Below are 17,209 nucleotides of genomic sequence, written 5' to 3' on the forward strand. Positions count from 1 at the left end.
GATTACGCCGTCTGCGTCTGCGTTTTGCGTGCCACCAGGCGACGCAGGGTGACGTAGAACACCGGCGTCAGGAACAGCCCGAACAGCGTGACCCCCAGCATGCCGGAGAACACCGTGATGCCGGTGACGCCGCGCACTTCGGCGCCGGCGCCGTGGCCGAGGATCAGCGGGATGGTGCCGGCGATGAAGGCGATGGAGGTCATCACGATCGGTCGCAACCGCAGGCGACAGGCTTCCAGTGCCGCCTCGACGATGCCTTTGCCCTGCATTTCCAGCTCGCGGGCGAACTCGACGATCAGAATAGCGTTCTTGCAGGCCAGCCCCATCAGAACGACCAACCCGACCTGCACGAACACGTTGTTGTCGCCGCCGGTCAACCACACGCCGAACAGCGCCGATAGCATGGTCATCGGCACGATCAGGATCACCGCCAGCGGCAGCGTCCAGCTTTCATACAGCGCCGCCAGCGCGAGGAACGCCAGCAGCACCGCGACCGGGAACACCACCAGCGCGGCGTTGCCCTGGGTCGATTGCTGGTAGCTCAGATCGGTCCACTGGATGTTCATGCCGTTCGGCAACAGCTTGTCGGCCATTTGCGTCAGTGCGCTCATCGCCTGGGTAGAGGAGAGGACGCGCGGATCGGCGTCGCCGATCAGGTCCGCCGCCGGGAAACCGTTGTAGCGGATCACCGGATCCGGGCCGTAGGTCGTGCCGATGCTGACCATACTGCCGATCGGCACCATTTCGCCTTTGTCGTTGCGGGTACGCAGGTTGGCGATGTCTTCCACGCTGTCGCGGAACTGGCCGTCGGCCTGCGCCATCACCTTCCAGGTGCGGCCGTAACGGTTAAAGTCGTTGATGTAAGACGAACCGAGGTAGGTCTGCAGCGTGCTGAACAGCGCATTGAGCGGCACCCCCTGAGCCTTGGCCTTGTCGCGATCGATTTTGGCGTCCAGCTGCGGCACATTGGCCTGATAAGAGGAGATCGGGAACCCCATGCCTGGCGTTTGCATAATGGCGCCGGACATCGTGTTGATCGCGGTCTGCAGTGCGCCGTAACCCAGCCCGCCGCGATCCTGCACGTACAGCGAATAGCCGGAACCCTGGCCGATGCCGAGGATCGGCGGCGGCATGATCGAGAAGGCGAAACCTTCCTGGATCTGCGAAATGCGCGCGTTGATCTCGGCGTTGATCTGCGCTGCGGTGCGGGTACGGGTGCTCAATGACTCCAGCGCGAAGAATACCGTGCCGGTATTCGGCGTATTGGTGAACTGCAGCGCGTTCAGGCCGGGGAAGGCCACCGCATCGGTGACGCCGTCCACGCTCAGGCCGATGGCGCTCATCTTGCGGATCACCGCATCGGTGCGCTCCAGCGAGGCGCCTTCCGGCATCTTAACGCCGCCAATCAGATACAGCTTGTCCTGCGTCGGGATAAAGCCGCCGGGCACGGTCTTGAACATCACCCCGGCGGCGACCAGCAGCAGCAGGTAGACGACGAACACTGCGCCGCGTCGGCCCAGCACGCGGGATACCCCGTGCTGATAACGCTGCGAGCCGCTGGCGAAGAAGCGGTTGAACGGCCGGAACAACCAGCCGAACAGCCGGTCGATCAGGCGCGACGGCAGATCTTTCGGCGCGCCGTGCGGCTTCAGCAAGCGCGCCGCCAACGCCGGCGACAGGGTCAGCGAGTTGATGGCGGAGATCACCGTCGAGATGGCGATGGTGACGGCGAACTGTTTGTAGAACTGGCCGGTGACGCCCGAAAGGAAAGCCATCGGTACGAACACCGCGCACAGCACCACGGCGATGGCGATGATCGGGCCGGAGACCTCGCGCATCGCCTGGTGCGCCGCCGCCAGCGGCGACAACCCCTCTTCGATATTGCGCTCGACGTTCTCCACCACCACGATGGCGTCATCCACCACGATGCCGATCGCCAGCACCAGCCCGAACAGGCTGAGGGTGTTGAGCGAGAAGCCGAGCAGATACAGTGCGGCGAAGGTACCGACCACGGAGATCGGGACCGCCAACAGCGGAATGATCGAAGCGCGCCAGGTCTGCAGGAACAGAATGACCACCAGCACCACCAGGATCACCGCTTCCAGCAGGGTATCCACCACCGCGCGGATCGAATCGCGCACGAACACCGTCGGATCGTACGGCGATTTCCAGCTCATGCCGTCCGGGAAGCGGGTCGCCAGCTCGGCCATCTTGCCGCGCACCGCATCCGACAACTCGATGGCGTTGGCGCCCGGCGACTGGAAGATGCCGATGCCGACCGCATCCTTGTTATTGAGCTGGGCGCGCAGCGCGTAGCTGCCGGAACCCATTTCGATGCGCGCCACGTCGCGCAGCCGCACGATCTCGCCGTTATCGCCGCTCTTGAGAATGATGTTGCCGAACTCTTCTTCGGTTTGCAGGCGGCCCTGGGCGTTGATCGACAGCAGATAGTCGCTGCGCGTCGGCATCGGCTCCGCGCCGAGCTGGCCGGCGGAGACCTGCACGTTCTGCTCCTGCATGGCGCTCACCACGTCGGAGGCGGTCAGCCCGCGCGCGGCGACCTTGTTCGGATCGAGCCAGATGCGCATTGCGTATTCGCCGGCGCCGAAGATCTGCACCTGGCCGACGCCCGGCAGGCGAGCCAGTTCATCCTTGACCTTCAGGGTGGCGTAGTTGCGCAGGTACAGCGAGTCGTACTTGCCGGAAGGCGATACCAGATGCACCACCAGCGTCAGCGCCGGAGACTGTTTCTGGGTAGTGATGCCCTGGCGGCGCACATCTTCCGGCAGGCGCGCTTCGGCCTGCGCCACGCGGTTTTGCACCTGTACCTGCGCCTGATCGGGATCGGTGCCCGGGCGGAAGGTGACGGTGGTCACCAGCACGCCGTCGGAGCCGGCGACCGATTTCATGTACATCATGTTTTCGACGCCGTTGATCGCTTCTTCCAGCGGCGTCGCCACCGTTTCAGCAATCTCTTTCGGGTTGGCGCCCGGGTATTCGGCGCGCACCTGTACGCTGGGCGGCACCACGTCCGGGTACTCGCTGATCGGCAGCAGCGGAATGGCGATCACCCCGGCGACAAAAATCAGTATCGACAGCACCGCGGCGAAGATCGGCCGGTCGATGAAAAAACGGGAAAAGTCCATGGGTCAGAATTCTCTGCTGGGAGCTTAGTTAAGGGCGGAGGCGGTGGTGGTCATGGCGACGCTTTTCGCGTCGACCGGCATGCCCGGCATAAACACTTTCTGCATGCCGTCGACGATCACCCGATCGCCGTTCACCAGGCCTTTTTGCACAATGCGCAATCCTTCGGCCATCCGGCCCACGTCGATGTCGCGGCGCTGCGCCTTACCGTCTTTATCGACGATGTAAACGAACTTGCGGTTTTGGTCGGTCATGACCGCTTTATCGTCGATCAGCATGGCGTTGAACTCGGCGCTGCCGGGCATCTGCACGCGTGCGAACAGCCCCGGCGTGAAGCGGCGATCGCGGTTGTCGAGCAGGGCGCGCATGCGGATGGTGCCGGTACCGGCGTTCAGTTGGTTATCGGTGAAATCCACCAGCCCTTGGTGCGGGGTGCCGTCTTCGCCCACCAGGCCCACCTTCACCGGCAAGCGGGCGTCATGCCGACCCTGCTGCTGATAGCGCAGGAAGGTCGCCTCATCCACGTCGAAATAGACGTAAACCTTATCGAGCGATACCAGCGTCGTCAGCACGCTGGCGCTGTCGCCGGCGGTGACCAGGTTGCCGGCGGTGATCATCGCGCGGCTGGCGCGCCCGTCGATCGGGGCGGTGACGCGGGTAAAGTCGAGATTAAGCTGCGCCATATCGAGCTGGGCCTGCGCCGCCAGCACGTTGCTTTGCGCCTGCGCGGCGGACGAACTGCGCTGTTCCCACACCTCTTGCGAGATGGCCTGAGTGCCGATCAGTTTCTCGGTTCGCGAAGATTCGCTGCGCGCGAGGGCTGCCTGATTGCGCGCCCGCACCAGCTCCGCCTGCGCCTGTTCGCGCGCGGCGCGGTAGGTGCGATCGTCAATGGTGAACAGCACCTGGCCTTTCTTCACCTCGTCGCCTTCGGTGTAGTTGACCCGCTCGATGTAGCCGGAAACCCGCGGGCGCAGCTGTACGCTTTGCACTGCTTCGACCCGGCCATTGAACGCATCCCACTGGCTGATCGGTTTGACCACCACGCTGGCGGCGCTGACCACCGGCGGCGGTGGCGGGGCGTTGTGCGCGACGCTGTTGTCACACCCGGCGAGCAGGGCGGCCAGCAGCGCCACCCCGGAGAGCCGCTGGCCCAGAGCGAAGGCGCGCGTGCGGCTGCCGGCGTTGAACGATGAGTTTGGTTGATTTGGCATTATTTTTATTCCGATAAGTAAGCGCTGTCTGGCCCCATACCCAGCCCTGTTTTCCGGGCTTTTCCCTTCATGCCGGCGTTCGGCGGAAGGGGCGCCGCGCCTTGTCATGGCGCAACGTTAGGTTTTGAAACATATTGGTGTCACATTAATGTATCAATATCGGTTACATTAATTGGGTGGAGTATAGAGGCGGCTTTCTGGTAAATGCAATAATAAAAATTGCATTTAAAGCGAAACTGTTGCAACGTATGCGCACTGGGCAGAGGGGGACCCTGCCGACATGATGGGAGCATCAGCATGAACACGACGGGTTTCATTACCGATTTGAAGACGTGGATCGACAACAATCTGGAAGAAAAACTGGATATCAACACCGTAGCGGACCGCGCGGGCTACTCCAAATGGCATCTGCAGCGCATGTTCAAGCGTCAGACCGGCTATGCGTTGGGGGAGTATATCCGCATGCAAAAACTGAAGGTGTCGGCGGAGCGCCTGGCCAACAGCGGCGAACCGATCGTCAGCGTGGCGATCTCGCTCGGCTTCGACTCACAGCAGTCATTCAACCGCAGCTTCAAACGCCAGTTCGGCCAAACTCCGGGGGACTGGCGCCGCGCACTGGCGCAGCCGACGGCGGTGAGATGCACGCACCACTGAGCGGTTTGGCAGTGGGAATAAAAAAGCCTGAATTTGCGTTCGGGCTTTTTTGTATGGCGGTAAGGGAGGGATTGATTCGCTGCGCTCACCCTACGGGCCGCCGTTGGCGGTCCAAAACGCAGGCGTTTTGTCGAACCCTGTCGAGGATTCTCACCCTCCCGCTCGGTGCACTATGCATACAAAAAAGCCTGAACGCGAGTTCAGGCTTCTTCGTAGAATATGGCGGTGAGGGAGGGATAGATTCGCTGCGCTCACCCTGCGGGCCGCCGTTGGCGGTCCAAAACGCAGGCGTTTTGTCGAACCCTGTCGAGGGTTCTCACCCTCCCTGTCAGTGCGCTATGCATACAAAAAAGCCTGAACTTTCGCTCAGGCTTTCTCGTTAGAATATGGCGGTGAGGGAGGGATTCGAACCCTCGATACACTTTCGCGTATACACACTTTCCAGGCGTGCTCCTTCAGCCACTCGGACACCTCACCATATTTTTTTGTTGCGAAATCATCGCTGCAACGGGGCGCTACTATAGGGAGTGGGGCCGATCCGGTCAAGAATAATTTCTGTGTTTTTGTTCGTCCGCTCAAGCCGTGCGCACTTTGCTGAAAACTGCGGCGAACGGCAAGGCAGATGTCATGAATGGGCGAGAAAATCAGCGGTAAGTTTCGTGGATAACCGGCGGAAATGAGAATCGCGGTCGCAGAGGGGGGAGATGCGCAGTGCACCATGCAAAAAAAAGCCTGGACGCGAATCCAGGCTTTCTTTTTAAATTTGGCGGTGAGAGAGGGCTTGATTCGCTGCGCTCACCCTACGGGCCGCCGTTGGCGGTCCAAAACGCAGGCGTTTTGTCGAACCCTGTCGAGGCTTCTCACCCCTCTCGGCGGTGCACCATGCAAAAAAAAAGCCTGGACGCGAATCCAGGCTTTCTCTTTGAATTTGGCGGTGAGAGAGGGGTTCGAACCCTCGATACACTTTCGCGTATACACACTTTCCAGGCGTGCTCCTTCAGCCACTCAGACACCTCACCGTTTTGTTGCCGATAACGCCTTGCGCTGTCGACGGGCGCTAATGTAGGAGAATCTGATCTCAGCGTCAACCCTCTTATTTCATTCTCATGACTGTTTAGCCAAACTTGCAGCAATTTGCTGATTTACCGAACGATATCCTGACTCTCGGCCGCCGGCAGACAGGGCGACAGCGAGCAAAATACGTGAAAGCCGATTGTTTGACTTTTTTCTGTACAGATAGCTCAATATCTCGCCATTGAGGTTGGGTTGTTTGCTGTTATATGCATTAATACTGGATTATTAGTCAGATGTGTCGCTAAATGGAATCATGTCGGCGCGGCGTTTTTGGCAAGGAACATCACGTCGCCGCGCAGATTGCCGGTTGACAGGCCGGCGATACCGCAGACAGGGACAGACTCATTACATAATAATGCAGTAGAGGTTCGTTTTGACTCCTTCAGATGCCATGCCGGCGCCGCAAGCGCGCCATGCCATTCCCCCCGGCGCGGGGGCGCTGTTCTTGATCCAGATCTTCGCCACGCTGGGTTTCGCCGTGCTCTATTCCACGCTGGTGCTGTACGCCACCAAGCGATTGGGTTTCAACGAAAGCAGCGCCAATGCCATGATGGGCGTGTTCGGCGCCTTCAACTATGGCCTGCACATGTTCGGCGGCTATCTCGGCGGCCGTTTCCTCAGCAACCGCAACCTGTTCGTGCTCGGTATGGTGCTGCAGGTGTTCGGCTGCGCGCTGATTGCCGTCGCGGGCGTGTGGGGGTTGTACTGGGGGCTGGCGATGTTCCTGACCGGCAGCGGTCTCAACGTGACCTGCATCAATATGATGCTCACCCAGCGTTTCAAACCGGACGATGATCGGCGCGAATCGGCGTTCCTGTGGAATTACGCCGGCATGAACCTCGGGTTCTTCGTTGGCTTTACCGTGGCCGGGTATTTCCAACTGACGGAAAATTATCGCGCGCTGTTCCTGTTCGCCACGCTGGGCAACGCGGCGGCGATCATCGTCGCCGTCTGTCGCTGGCGCATTCTGGCCGATCTCAATACGCCGCTCCACGACGCCAGCCGCAGCCAATACCGCTGGCGCATGCTGGTCGGGTTGGCGGTGCTGGTGGCGCTGGTGCCGATTATCCGCGTGATGCTGACCCATGCCGAGTTCAGCGGCCATTTCGTGATCGTGCTCGGCGCGCTGATCTTCCTGATGCTGTGCGTCGTGACACTGCGCCACCATCCGCGCGATGAGCGCCGCAGAATGGCGGCCTATCTGATCCTGGCGCTGGGGTCGCTGGTGTTCTGGGCGCTGTATCAGCTGGCGCCGATGGGGCTGATGCTGTTCTCCGAGCACAACATCAATCTGAACGTTTACGGCATTCAGGTGGCGCCGCAGTGGATCCAGAACATCAACACGCTGGTGATCGTGGTGGGCGGCCCGCTGCTGGCCTGGTGGTTCAACCGCCTGCGCGCTCGCGGCTGCAACATCGACATTCCGCTGCAGTTCTCCGGATCGCTGTTTTGCATCGGGCTCGGCATGCTGGTATTGCCGCTGGGCATCAGCATGGCGGGCGGCGACGGGCTGGTGGCGTTTAAATGGATCGTCATCAGCTATGTGCTGCAAAGCGTCGGTGAATTGATGATCTCGCCGATCGGTTACGCGATGATCGGCAAGCTGGCGCCGCCGCGCTATCAGGGCGTGATGATGGGCTGCTGGATGATGGTGACCGGCGTCGCTTCGGTGTTGGCGGGCTACGTATCCGGCCTGATGCCGGAAAACAGCGGCAGCACGCCGCTGCAAACCAATCCCGGCTACAGCGAAATCTTCAGCGCGCTGGGTTGGGGGGCGACGGGCGTCGGCGTGGCGATGCTGATTTTAATTCCGCTGTTGCGGCGTCTTATCCGGCGCGACGGCGCGTCTGCCGCCTGATTTTGCGCACATGCACAACAGCCCCACTGGTCGGGGCTGTTTTTATTTTGGGCTTTAACGCTTGCATCCGGCGATGAATCGCGGAAGGCTGAAGGAAAACCAATAAAAACAAACGGGAGCCCGCAGTATGAACATCATCTATTACCATCCCTTATTTAACGCCCAGGAATGGCTGACCGGCATCAAGCAACGCCTGCCGCAGGCCGAGATCCGCGAATGGCAGCGCGGCGACGAGCGGCCGGCGGATTACGCGCTAGTATGGCGCCCGCCGCACGAGATGTTAGCCAACCGCCGCGATCTGAAAGCGGTGTTCGCCCTCGGCGCCGGCGTCGACGCCATTCTCGATCAGGAGCGCAAACACCCCGGCACGCTGCCCGCCGGCGTGCCGCTGCTGCGGCTGGAGGATACCGGCATGGCGCAGCAGATGCAGGAATATGCGTTGAGCTATGTGCTGCGCTATTTCCGCCGTTTCGACGAGTATCAGGCGTTGCAGCAGCGGCAGGAATGGCAGCCGCTCGATCCGCACTCGCTGGATGATTTCACCATCGGCATCCTCGGCGCCGGCGTGCTGGGGCAGAGCGTGGCGCGCAAGCTGACCGAGTTTGGCTTTAGCGTGCGCTGCTGGAGCCGCAGCGCCAAACAGATTGACGGCGTGCAAAGCTTCGCCGGGGAGGCTCAGCGCGCGGCCTTCCTCGACGGCGTCAAACTGCTGATCAACCTGCTGCCCAATACGCCGGAGACCGTTGGCATCCTCAACCGCGAGCTGTTCGCACAGTTGAGCGCGGGCGCCTACCTCATCAACATCGCGCGCGGCGCGCACCTGGTGGAAGCCGATCTGCTGGCGGCGTTGGAACAGGGGCAACTGGCCGCCGCCACGCTGGACGTGTTCGCCCGCGAGCCGCTGCCGCAGGATCACCCGTTCTGGCGTCATCCGCGTGTCACCATTACCCCGCATATTGCTGCCATCACGTTGCCGCAGCAGGCGATGGATCAGATCGCCGCCAACATTCGCGCGCTGGAGGCGGGGCATACCCCTGCCGGCGTGGTCGACAGGCAACGGGGGTACTGATCCTTCAGCCGCCGTTCGGTAACTGATAAGCTGACACCGTCATCGCGCCCGCCCGCACCGCTGCGGGCTGGCCCTCTGGAAGGAGAAACAATGTATCCCGTTGATTTGCATATGCACACCGTCGCCAGCACGCACGCTTACAGCACGCTGCACGATTACATCGCCGAAGCCCGGCAGAAGGGCATCCAGCTGTTCGCCATCACCGATCACGGCCCGGACATGGCCGATGCGCCGCACTACTGGCACTTTATGAACATGCACGTTTGGCCGCGCCGGGTGAACGGCGTGGGCATTTTGCGCGGTATCGAAGCCAACATCAAAAACCTGCAGGGCGATATCGACTGCACCGGCCCGATGCTGACGGCCACCGACGTGATCATCGCCGGTTTCCATGAGCCGGTGTTTGCGCCGCAGGATAAAGCGTCCAATACTGAAGCGATGATCGCCGCGATGGCGCAGGGGGACGTGCATATCATCAGCCACCCCGGCAACCCGCGTTATCCGATCGACATTCCCGCCGTCGCGGCGGCGGCGGCCAAATACGAGGTGGCGCTGGAGCTGAATAACTCGTCGTTCACCCACTCCCGCAAGGGCAGCGAGGCCAACTGTCGGGCGATCGCCGCCGCGGTGCGCGACGCCGGCGGCTGGCTGGCGCTGGGCTCGGATTCGCACGTCGCCTTTTCGCTGGGTAACTTTGAGCACTGCGAGCGCATTATCGAAGAGGTGGGCTTCCCGCAGGAGCGCATTCTCAACGTCAGCCCGCGCCGGCTGCTGGATTTTCTCGAGCGGCGCGGCAAGCCGGCGATTGCGGAATTGGCCGATTTGTGACATCGTCCCGGCAAAATTTTCCGTATTGAATAAGGCTTTATCATGAATGAGTTTTCGATTGTCTGCCGCGTGCTGGGTACGCTGTTTTACCGCCAGCCGCAGGATCCGCTGTTGGTGCCGCTGTTCGCGCTGATTAAAGAGGGCAAGCTGCAGCAGCACTGGCCGCTGGAGCAGGATGACCTGCTGAAGCGCCTGCAGCAGGGCGGCGACGTCAACCAACTGGCGACCGACTTCAATGCGATGTTCGTCGGCAGCGAATGCAGCGTGCCGCCGTTCCGCTCCGACTATGTCGAAGGCGCAAGCGAGGCTGAAGTGCGCGCCTTCCTGCAGCAGCGCGGCATGCCGCTGGCTGAGGCGCCGGCCGACCATTTCGGCCAGCTGCTGCTGGCGGCGTCCTGGCTGGAAGATCAGTCGCAGGAAGATGAAGCGCAGGCGCAGATCGCGCTGTTCGACGAGTTCCTGCTGCCGTGGTGCGGCCGCTTCCTCGGCAAAGTGGAAGCGCACGCCACCACCGGTTTCTACCGCACGCTGGCGCTGATGACCCGCGATGCCCTCCAGGCGATGCGCGACGAGCTGGCCGAGTACGAGCAGGACGACGAAGCGGGCGACGAAGACGCGTAACGCCGCAGCCATCCAGGCGGGCCGCCCGGCCCGCTAAACACAGGTTTGCATCCCCCAGACGTAAATTGACAAAAGATCCCCTAATCTGGCGGTTTACCGTCGGTTCGGCCGCGCCTGCGCGCCGCGTTTTCTCACGCAAGGGGTAGATGATGAAAAGTAACTGGATGCAGCAGATTCAAACGTTGATCGGGCAGAAGGCTGGCGCGATGGGCGGGGCAGAAGGCATCGGCAAGCTGCTGGCGCCCACCGCGCTGGGCGGCCTGGTCGGCGTGCTGTTGGCCAACAAATCTTCGCGCAAGCTGGTGGGTAAGTTCGGCAAGAATGCGCTGATTATCGGCGGCAGCGCGGCGGTGGGCGCGGTGCTATGGAACAAGTACAAGCAGCGGGTGAAAGAGACCCATCAGGACGAACCGCAGTTCGGTTTGCAAACCACGCCGGTGGATCTGCGCGCCAAGCGTTTAGTGCAGGCGCTGGTGTTCGCCGCCAAAAGCGACGGCCATATCGATGCCGACGAGCAGCGCGCCATCGATCACAGCCTGGCGCAGCTGCAGGTGGGGGAAGAGGCGCAGGGCTGGGTGCAGGAAGCGCTCGACCAGCCGCTCAACCCGGCGTTAATCGCCCGCAGCGTGCAAAACGAAGACGAGGCGCTGGAGGTTTATTACCTGAGTTGCCTGGTAATCGACGTCGATCACTTTATGGAGCGCGGCTATCTTGATGCGCTGGCGCAGGCGCTGAAGATCCCGGCGGACGTCAAACAGGGCATCGAGAGCGACGTCAACGAGAAAAAGCGCGAGCTGGCATAGCGCCGCTTGGCAAGCCGGGGGGAATCGTGTCACTCTTGCCGCAATCTATGTAAGCGGATGATTTAGCAATGATGACCCCACCGAAAGCGGAAAAACGGCCTTATCCCATCACTATCCACGGCGATACGCGCGTGGATGACTACTACTGGCTGCGCGACGATGAGCGCGCAGATCGTCAGGTGCTGGACTACCTGCAGGCGGAGAATGCCTACACCGATGCGATGTTGAAGCCGCAGCAGGCGCTGCGCGAAGCCCTGTACGAAGAGATGGTGGCGCGCATCCCGCAGCAGGAACATTCGGTGCCTTACGTGCGCCACGGCTATCGCTATCAGACGCGCTACGAGCCGGGCAACGAATACGCGATTTATGTGCGCCAGCCGCAGGCCGAGAGCGAGCAGTGGGATGTGCTTATCGACGGCAACCAACGCGCCGAGAACCACGAGTTTTACACCCTGGGCGGGCTGGACGTCAGCCCCGACAACCAGCGTCTGGGGGTGGCGGAGGATTTCCTGTCGCGCCGCCAGTATGACATTCGTTTCAAGAACCTGGCCGACGGCAGCTGGGCCGACGAAGTGCTGGAAAACACCTCCGGCAGCTTCGAGTGGGCCAACGATTCCTCGACGGTGTACTACGTGCGCAAGCACGCCAAGACGCTGTTGCCGTATCAGGTTTATCGCCACGTGGTGGGCAGCGATCCGCAGCAGGACGAGCTGATTTACGAAGAGCAGGACGATACCTTCTACGTCGGGCTGGAGAAGACCACCTCCGAGCGCTTTATTCTGATCCACCTGAGCAGCACCACCACCTCGGAGATCCTGTTGCTGGATGCCGATCGGGCGGACGCCAAACCGCAGCTGTTCGTGCCGCGCCGCAAGGATCACGAGTACGCCATCGATCACTATCACCAGCATTTCTATATCCGCTCCAATAAGGACGGCAAGAACTTCGGCCTGTACCAAAGCGAGCAGGCGGACGAAGCGCAGTGGCAGACGCTGATCGCCCCGCGCGCCGACGTGATGCTGGAGGGCTTCAGCCTGTTCCGCGATTGGCTGGTGGTGGAAGAGCGCAATGCCGGCCTGACGCTGCTGCGCCAAATCCACTGGCAAAGCGGCGAAGAGAAGCGCATCGCCTTCGACGATCCGACTTACACCACCTGGCTGGCGTATAACCCGGATCCGGAAACCGCGCTGCTGCGCTACGGCTATTCGTCGATGACCACCCCGACCACGCTGTACGAGCTGAACATGGACAGCGGCGAGCGGACGATGCTCAAACAGCAGGAAGTGAAGAATTTCACGCCGGAAAACTACCGCAGCGAGCGGGTGTGGGTGAAGGCGCGCGACGGCGTCGAGGTGCCGGTTTCGCTGGTGTATCGCCAGGACAGCTTCCAGCGCGGCGCCAACCCGCTGATGGTGTATGGCTACGGCTCTTACGGCAGCAGCATGGATCCAGCGTTCAGCGCCAGCCGCCTGAGCCTGCTGGATCGCGGTGTCGTGTTCGCGCTGGCGCACATTCGCGGCGGCGGCGAGCTGGGGCAACTGTGGTATGAAGACGGCAAGTTGTTCAACAAGCAGAACACCTTCAACGACTTTATCGACGTGACCGAAACGCTGGTCGCCCAAGGGTACGGCGACGGCAAGCGAGTGTTCGCGATGGGCGGCAGCGCGGGCGGCCTGCTGATGGGCGCGGTGATCAACCAGGCGCCGCAGCTGTTCCACGGCGTGGTGGCGCAGGTGCCGTTCGTCGACGTGGTGACCACCATGCTGGATGAGTCCATTCCGCTGACCACCGGCGAATACGACGAGTGGGGCAACCCGAACGAGCAGGCCTATTACGACTACATCAAGCAGTACAGCCCGTACGATCAGGTGAAAGCGCAGGAGTACCCGCATCTGCTGGTGACCACAGGCCTGCACGATTCGCAGGTGCAGTATTGGGAGCCGGCCAAGTGGGTGGCCAAGCTGCGCGAGCTGAAAACCGACGATCGGCAGCTGCTGCTGTATACCGACATGGATGCCGGGCACGGCGGCAAGTCCGGCCGCTTCAAGGCCTATGAGGATATTGCGTTGGAGTACGCCTTCATTCTGGCGCTGGCGGAATAACGGCGTGCGGCGGGCGGCCTGCGCCGCCCGCTGTGTTAGCCAATCAGATAGTATTTCAGCGTGTGCTTCATGTCCGGGCTCAGATCGTCGATGGATTTCAGCATCCAGCGCAGATAGCCGGGGTCTTCCTGGGCGATGCGGTCGATCTCCTGCCCGCGATACTTGCCGAACTTGAACTTCTTCAGCAGCACCGGCTGTTCGGTGATCTGCACCATTTGCTCCGGCGTCCAGCCCGAATCCTTGATGATGCGTTGCAGCAGCGCGGCGGTGACGTAGCAGTCATACAGCGCGCGGTGCGGGTACAGCGTGGCGTCTGCCGGCAGCTGCACGTCCAGATTCAGCGCGTAGCGCAGATACTGGTTGCCGTACTTGATGTCCGGATACAGCGTGCGCGCCAGCTTGAGGGTGCAGATCCAGGCGCCGTTCATCTCCGGCAACACCCCGCGATCAAAGGCGGCGTTGTGCGCCACATAGTAGGGGCTGCCCTGATAGCGGCCGATCGCCACCGCAATGCGCGGTTTGCCTTCCACCATCTGTTCGGTGATGTGATGAATCGCCATCGCGTCGAGGCTGATGGGGCGGTCCGGGCTGACCAGATCGCTCATCGGGTTGGTCAATTGGCCGTCGAGCAGATCGAGGGAGGCCACTTCCACCACGCCGCCGTCCAGCCCGCAGGTCTCGGTATCTATTACGCGTAACGTCATGCTTTCCTCCGCGTTGCCGTCAGGCTTCAGCTTAACCGGCACAGGCGGCCGTGCCAACCGTCGCGGGTCCTGTCGGCGATGACAAGGCCAGGGGCGTCATCCGGCGCGGCAACCAAAAGCGCTCCCGTTTCATCCCAGATGGCGCTGCGGCCTGCCGGGATCCAGCCTCCGGTCGGCGCCGCATGGTTGGCCATCAGCGTGACCATGCCATAACGACGGGCATAGCCTGCCAGCGCAGCGCTGTCTTTCGCGTAACCGGCTTCAGATACCAGCACGCCGGCGGCATAAATCTGCGCACCCGCCAGCGCGGCGGCGCTTGCGTGGCCGGGTTGCGAGGTGTCGGCGCAGATAGCCAGCGCGATGCGTTGCCGATGTATTTCCAGCAGCGTGCCGCCATTACCGGGCAAGAACCGTTGTTGTTCCGCGCCGTGCAGATGTTGCTTGGTATAGGCGGCCACCGCGCCGTTGGGGTGAAAGATCAAGGCGGCGATATGCAGCGCCTGGCCGCTGCGCAAGGGCGCGCCGACGATGATCGTCATCTGATGCGATTGCGCCGCCGCAGCGAGCGGTTGCAGACGCGGATCGCCCAGCGTCAGCGCCAGTTCGGTAGCATCGGCCAGCTCATAGCCGCTTAGCGACAGTTCGGGAAAAACCAGCAGTTGCACCTGCTGTTCGGCTGCCTGCGCGACAAATTCAAGGTGACGTTCAAGGTTGCAGGCGATATTGGCCGCAGCGGCGGGGTATTGGGCTGCGGCGAGGGTAAAGCACGGCATTGGCCATCTCTCCAGTGAGGCAATAAAAAACCCGCCTTGGCGGGTTTAATGACGGATGGAAGGACGCTTACTCACCAGACGGATGCGCTTTTTTGGCGCGTTTCTCCGCACGTTTCTCGGCTGGGGTTTTCAACGGCTTCTTCTTCGCATTTTTTTTGCTATCCATTCCCTTACTCATGATGGCCTCTCGTTACCTATGATTGGGTGGCTTGCTCAGCCATTAACCGCCTAAAGCCGACAGGATGCAAGCGACAAAGTGCAAGTAGCATGTAACTGGCTGTTTGCACGTGAAATTTTGTTTTTGGATGACCGGGTGCTTAAAATATTTATTATGTTATAATATTACACCTTTAGGGTTCGGAGAACGCAATGACAGTGATGACATTACCGGATGCGCAGCAACTGCTGGCCATGCCGGATTCTGATTACATGAACTCGGTTCAACGGGCTTTTTTCCGCCAGCTGCTGCAGGATGAGCGGCAAAAACTGCTGCTGCACATCGATGAGCTGAAGAAGGCGATCGACAGCGGCGAAGCGACGGGCGATGAAGCTGACAAGGCGGCGCGCGAAGAAGAGCTGCGCCTGTTGTTCCGCCAGTTGGATCGCGAAAGCCGCCTGCTGCCGAAAATCGATGCGGCGCTGGCGCGGTTGCAGAACGGCGAATACGGCTACTGCCGGGAAACCGGCGAACCCATCGGCTTGGCACGCCTGCTGCTGCGCCCGACGGCGGAACTGAGCATCGAGGCGAAAACCGCACAGGAGATGCGCGAGCCGCATATGCGTAAAGGCGTGTAGGCGTAACAAGGCGTGAACTGATCGGGCCTGTGGGTGTTTTGCAGGCGGGTCGTTGCGATTTTGAGCAAACGCGCGCCGAGTTCCCGGCGCGCGTTCGAGTTTTCAGGTTTTACCGTTGACCTGCCGGGCGGCTTCCGCTTTGATGAAAGCATGACTCACAGAGAGACGGAAAGCGCCATGGAACAATTACGAGGTTTGTACCCGCCGTTAGCGGCATACGACAGCGGTTGGCTGGACACTGGGGATGGCCACCGGATCTACTGGGAGCTGAGCGGCAACCCGAACGGTAAACCGGCGGTCTTCATTCATGGCGGGCCGGGCGGCGGCATCTCTGCGCATCATCGCCAGCTGTTCGATCCCGAGCGCTACAAGGTATTGCTGTTCGATCAGCGCGGCTGTGGCCGCTCCCGTCCGCACGCCAGCCTGGACAACAACACCACCTGGCATTTGGTGGCCGATATCGAGCGGCTGCGCGAAATGGCCGGCGTCGAGCAGTGGCTGGTGTTCGGCGGCTCCTGGGGATCTACGCTGGCGCTCGCCTATGCGCAGACCCACCCGGAGCGCGTCAGTGAAATGGTGCTGCGCGGCATCTTTACCCTGCGCAAGCAGGAGCTGCATTGGTATTACCAGGACGGCGCTTCGCGCTTCTTCCCGGACAAGTGGGAGCGCGTGCTGTCCATTCTGTCGGATGACGAGCGCAAAGACGTGATTGCTGCCTATCGGCAGCGGCTGACTTCAGCCGATCCGCAGGTGCAGCTCGAAGCGGCCAAACTGTGGAGCGTGTGGGAAGGGGAAACGGTGACGCTGTTGCCAAGCCGTGAATCCGCTTCGTTCGGCGAGGATGATTTCGCGCTGGCGTTCGCCCGCATTGAAAACCACTACTTTACGCATTTGGGGTTCCTGGAGAGCGATGACCAACTGCTGCGCAACGTGCCGCTGATCCGCCATATCCCGGCGGTGATCGTCCACGGCCGCTATGACATGGCCTGCCAGGTGCAGAACGCCTGGGATCTGGCCAAGGCCTGGCCGGAGGCGGAGCTGCATATCGTGGAAGGGGCGGGGCATTCGTTTGATGAACCGGGCATTTTGCACCAGCTGATGATCGCCACCGACCGGTTCGCCGGCAAGTGACACGAAAAACCCGCCGTAACGGCGGGTTTTGTTATTTGGCCTTCGGTTCGTAAGGCAGACGCGAAAACTTGTGGGATTCCGCGCGGTAGTGCGCCACGCGCTCGCGAAAATAGTCGCGTAGCGGCTCCGGCTGCTCGCGCTCCACCACTTCCGGGATCACCGGCATGTTGTAACGCTCTTTGTACGCCACGCCTGAGGCGGCGAGATCCACATTCACCCTGTCCATTTCTTCTTTGGACAACTCGGCCAGATTGTAACCCACCTTATGCTCCTTACTTTGCCGCATTGAATCTGCGCAGAAGGTAATCCACCCGGCGGCGCTTGGCAAGCCCGTTGCGCCGCGGCGGTGGGCGATATTTATCCAAGAGTAATGCAATCTATTTATTCTTTTAAATAAGAATGATTCGCTTTATGATTAAAATAAAAGATCTAAATAATT

At 61.1% G+C, this 17,209-nt stretch carries 14 protein-coding genes, 2 tRNA genes and 2 other RNA genes; 9 read left to right on the forward strand and 9 right to left on the reverse strand.

The window, feature by feature from the left end; translation table 11 throughout:
* Nucleotides 1-2: 2 nt before the first annotated feature.
* Nucleotides 3-3,146 (reverse strand): multidrug efflux RND transporter permease subunit SdeB, encoded by a 3,144-nt coding sequence (sdeB, locus tag CPH57_RS06150; RefSeq protein ID WP_046686866.1) that lies wholly within the window; start codon nucleotides 3,144-3,146, stop codon nucleotides 3-5.
* 24 nt (nucleotides 3,147-3,170) lie between these two features.
* Nucleotides 3,171-4,358 carry a multidrug efflux RND transporter periplasmic adaptor subunit SdeA gene (gene sdeA / locus CPH57_RS06155; RefSeq protein WP_096242141.1) on the reverse strand — a complete coding sequence of 396 codons (1,188 nt, stop codon included), beginning with the start codon at nucleotides 4,356-4,358 and terminating at the stop codon, nucleotides 3,171-3,173.
* A 297-nt stretch (nucleotides 4,359-4,655) separates the two neighbouring features.
* Here sdeA and CPH57_RS06160 point away from each other — a divergent pair, with 297 nt between their 5' ends.
* Entirely contained in the window at nucleotides 4,656-5,012 is a 357-nt protein-coding gene (locus CPH57_RS06160; protein ID WP_033642706.1) for a helix-turn-helix domain-containing protein, read from the forward strand.
* 54 nt (nucleotides 5,013-5,066) lie between these two features.
* Here CPH57_RS06160 and CPH57_RS06165 read toward each other — a convergent pair.
* The 4 genes from CPH57_RS06165 to CPH57_RS06180 all read right to left on the reverse strand — a co-directional run bounded on the left by CPH57_RS06165 (nucleotide 5,067) and on the right by CPH57_RS06180 (nucleotide 6,031).
* Nucleotides 5,067-5,186: non-coding RNA, RtT sRNA (locus CPH57_RS06165), on the reverse strand.
* A gap of 46 nt (nucleotides 5,187-5,232) precedes the next feature.
* A non-coding RNA gene (locus CPH57_RS06170) (RtT sRNA) lies at nucleotides 5,233-5,352 on the reverse strand.
* 47 nt (nucleotides 5,353-5,399) lie between these two features.
* Nucleotides 5,400-5,489, reverse strand: a tRNA-Ser gene (locus tag CPH57_RS06175).
* 452 nt (nucleotides 5,490-5,941) lie between these two features.
* Nucleotides 5,942-6,031: transfer RNA gene (locus CPH57_RS06180), tRNA-Ser, on the reverse strand.
* A 446-nt stretch (nucleotides 6,032-6,477) separates the two neighbouring features.
* Between CPH57_RS06180 and CPH57_RS06185 the strand changes: the two genes are divergently transcribed.
* The 6 genes from CPH57_RS06185 to CPH57_RS06210 all read left to right on the forward strand — a co-directional run bounded on the left by CPH57_RS06185 (nucleotide 6,478) and on the right by CPH57_RS06210 (nucleotide 13,367).
* On the forward strand, nucleotides 6,478-7,944 hold the full coding sequence (locus CPH57_RS06185) for a peptide MFS transporter (protein ID WP_096242142.1): 1,467 nt from the start codon (nucleotides 6,478-6,480) through the stop codon (nucleotides 7,942-7,944).
* A gap of 127 nt (nucleotides 7,945-8,071) precedes the next feature.
* Entirely contained in the window at nucleotides 8,072-9,013 is a 942-nt protein-coding gene (gene ghrA, locus CPH57_RS06190; protein ID WP_046686868.1) for a glyoxylate/hydroxypyruvate reductase GhrA, read from the forward strand.
* 90 nt (nucleotides 9,014-9,103) lie between these two features.
* Entirely contained in the window at nucleotides 9,104-9,841 is a 738-nt protein-coding gene (locus CPH57_RS06195; RefSeq protein ID WP_033642709.1) for a phosphatase, read from the forward strand.
* 42 nt (nucleotides 9,842-9,883) lie between these two features.
* Nucleotides 9,884-10,462: a molecular chaperone gene (locus CPH57_RS06200; protein ID WP_033642710.1), complete on the forward strand. Its 579-nt coding sequence runs from the start codon at nucleotides 9,884-9,886 to the stop codon at nucleotides 10,460-10,462.
* 149 nt (nucleotides 10,463-10,611) lie between these two features.
* Entirely contained in the window at nucleotides 10,612-11,265 is a 654-nt protein-coding gene (locus CPH57_RS06205; protein ID WP_033642711.1) for a tellurite resistance TerB family protein, read from the forward strand.
* 68 nt (nucleotides 11,266-11,333) lie between these two features.
* The gene (locus CPH57_RS06210; RefSeq protein WP_089191551.1) at nucleotides 11,334-13,367 is read left to right on the forward strand and encodes a S9 family peptidase; all 2,034 of its coding nucleotides are present in this window, start codon (nucleotides 11,334-11,336) and stop codon (nucleotides 13,365-13,367) included.
* A 35-nt stretch (nucleotides 13,368-13,402) separates the two neighbouring features.
* Here CPH57_RS06210 and exoX read toward each other — a convergent pair whose 3' ends face one another.
* Entirely contained in the window at nucleotides 13,403-14,071 is a 669-nt protein-coding gene (gene exoX / locus CPH57_RS06215) for an exodeoxyribonuclease X (protein WP_004928833.1), read from the reverse strand.
* Between the two features lie 26 nt (nucleotides 14,072-14,097).
* The gene (locus CPH57_RS06220; RefSeq protein ID WP_096242143.1) at nucleotides 14,098-14,844 is read right to left on the reverse strand and encodes a carbon-nitrogen hydrolase family protein; all 747 of its coding nucleotides are present in this window, start codon (nucleotides 14,842-14,844) and stop codon (nucleotides 14,098-14,100) included.
* A gap of 369 nt (nucleotides 14,845-15,213) precedes the next feature.
* Between CPH57_RS06220 and dksA the strand changes: the two genes are divergently transcribed.
* Nucleotides 15,214-15,639, forward strand: coding sequence for an RNA polymerase-binding protein DksA (gene dksA / locus CPH57_RS06225; RefSeq protein ID WP_033642714.1), 426 nt, complete (start codon nucleotides 15,214-15,216; stop codon nucleotides 15,637-15,639).
* A gap of 177 nt (nucleotides 15,640-15,816) precedes the next feature.
* Complete coding sequence (gene pip, locus CPH57_RS06230; protein WP_033644252.1) at nucleotides 15,817-16,770, forward strand: prolyl aminopeptidase; 954 nt, start codon at nucleotides 15,817-15,819, stop codon at nucleotides 16,768-16,770.
* A gap of 31 nt (nucleotides 16,771-16,801) precedes the next feature.
* On the opposite strand, the gene CPH57_RS06235 is transcribed toward pip, so the two are convergent.
* Entirely contained in the window at nucleotides 16,802-17,032 is a 231-nt protein-coding gene (locus CPH57_RS06235; RefSeq protein ID WP_033642715.1) for a DNA polymerase III subunit theta, read from the reverse strand.
* Between the last annotated feature and the right edge of the window lie 177 nt (nucleotides 17,033-17,209).

The organism is Serratia sp. JKS000199 (assembly GCF_900215455.1).
Classification (GTDB): domain Bacteria; phylum Pseudomonadota; class Gammaproteobacteria; order Enterobacterales; family Enterobacteriaceae; genus Serratia; species Serratia ureilytica.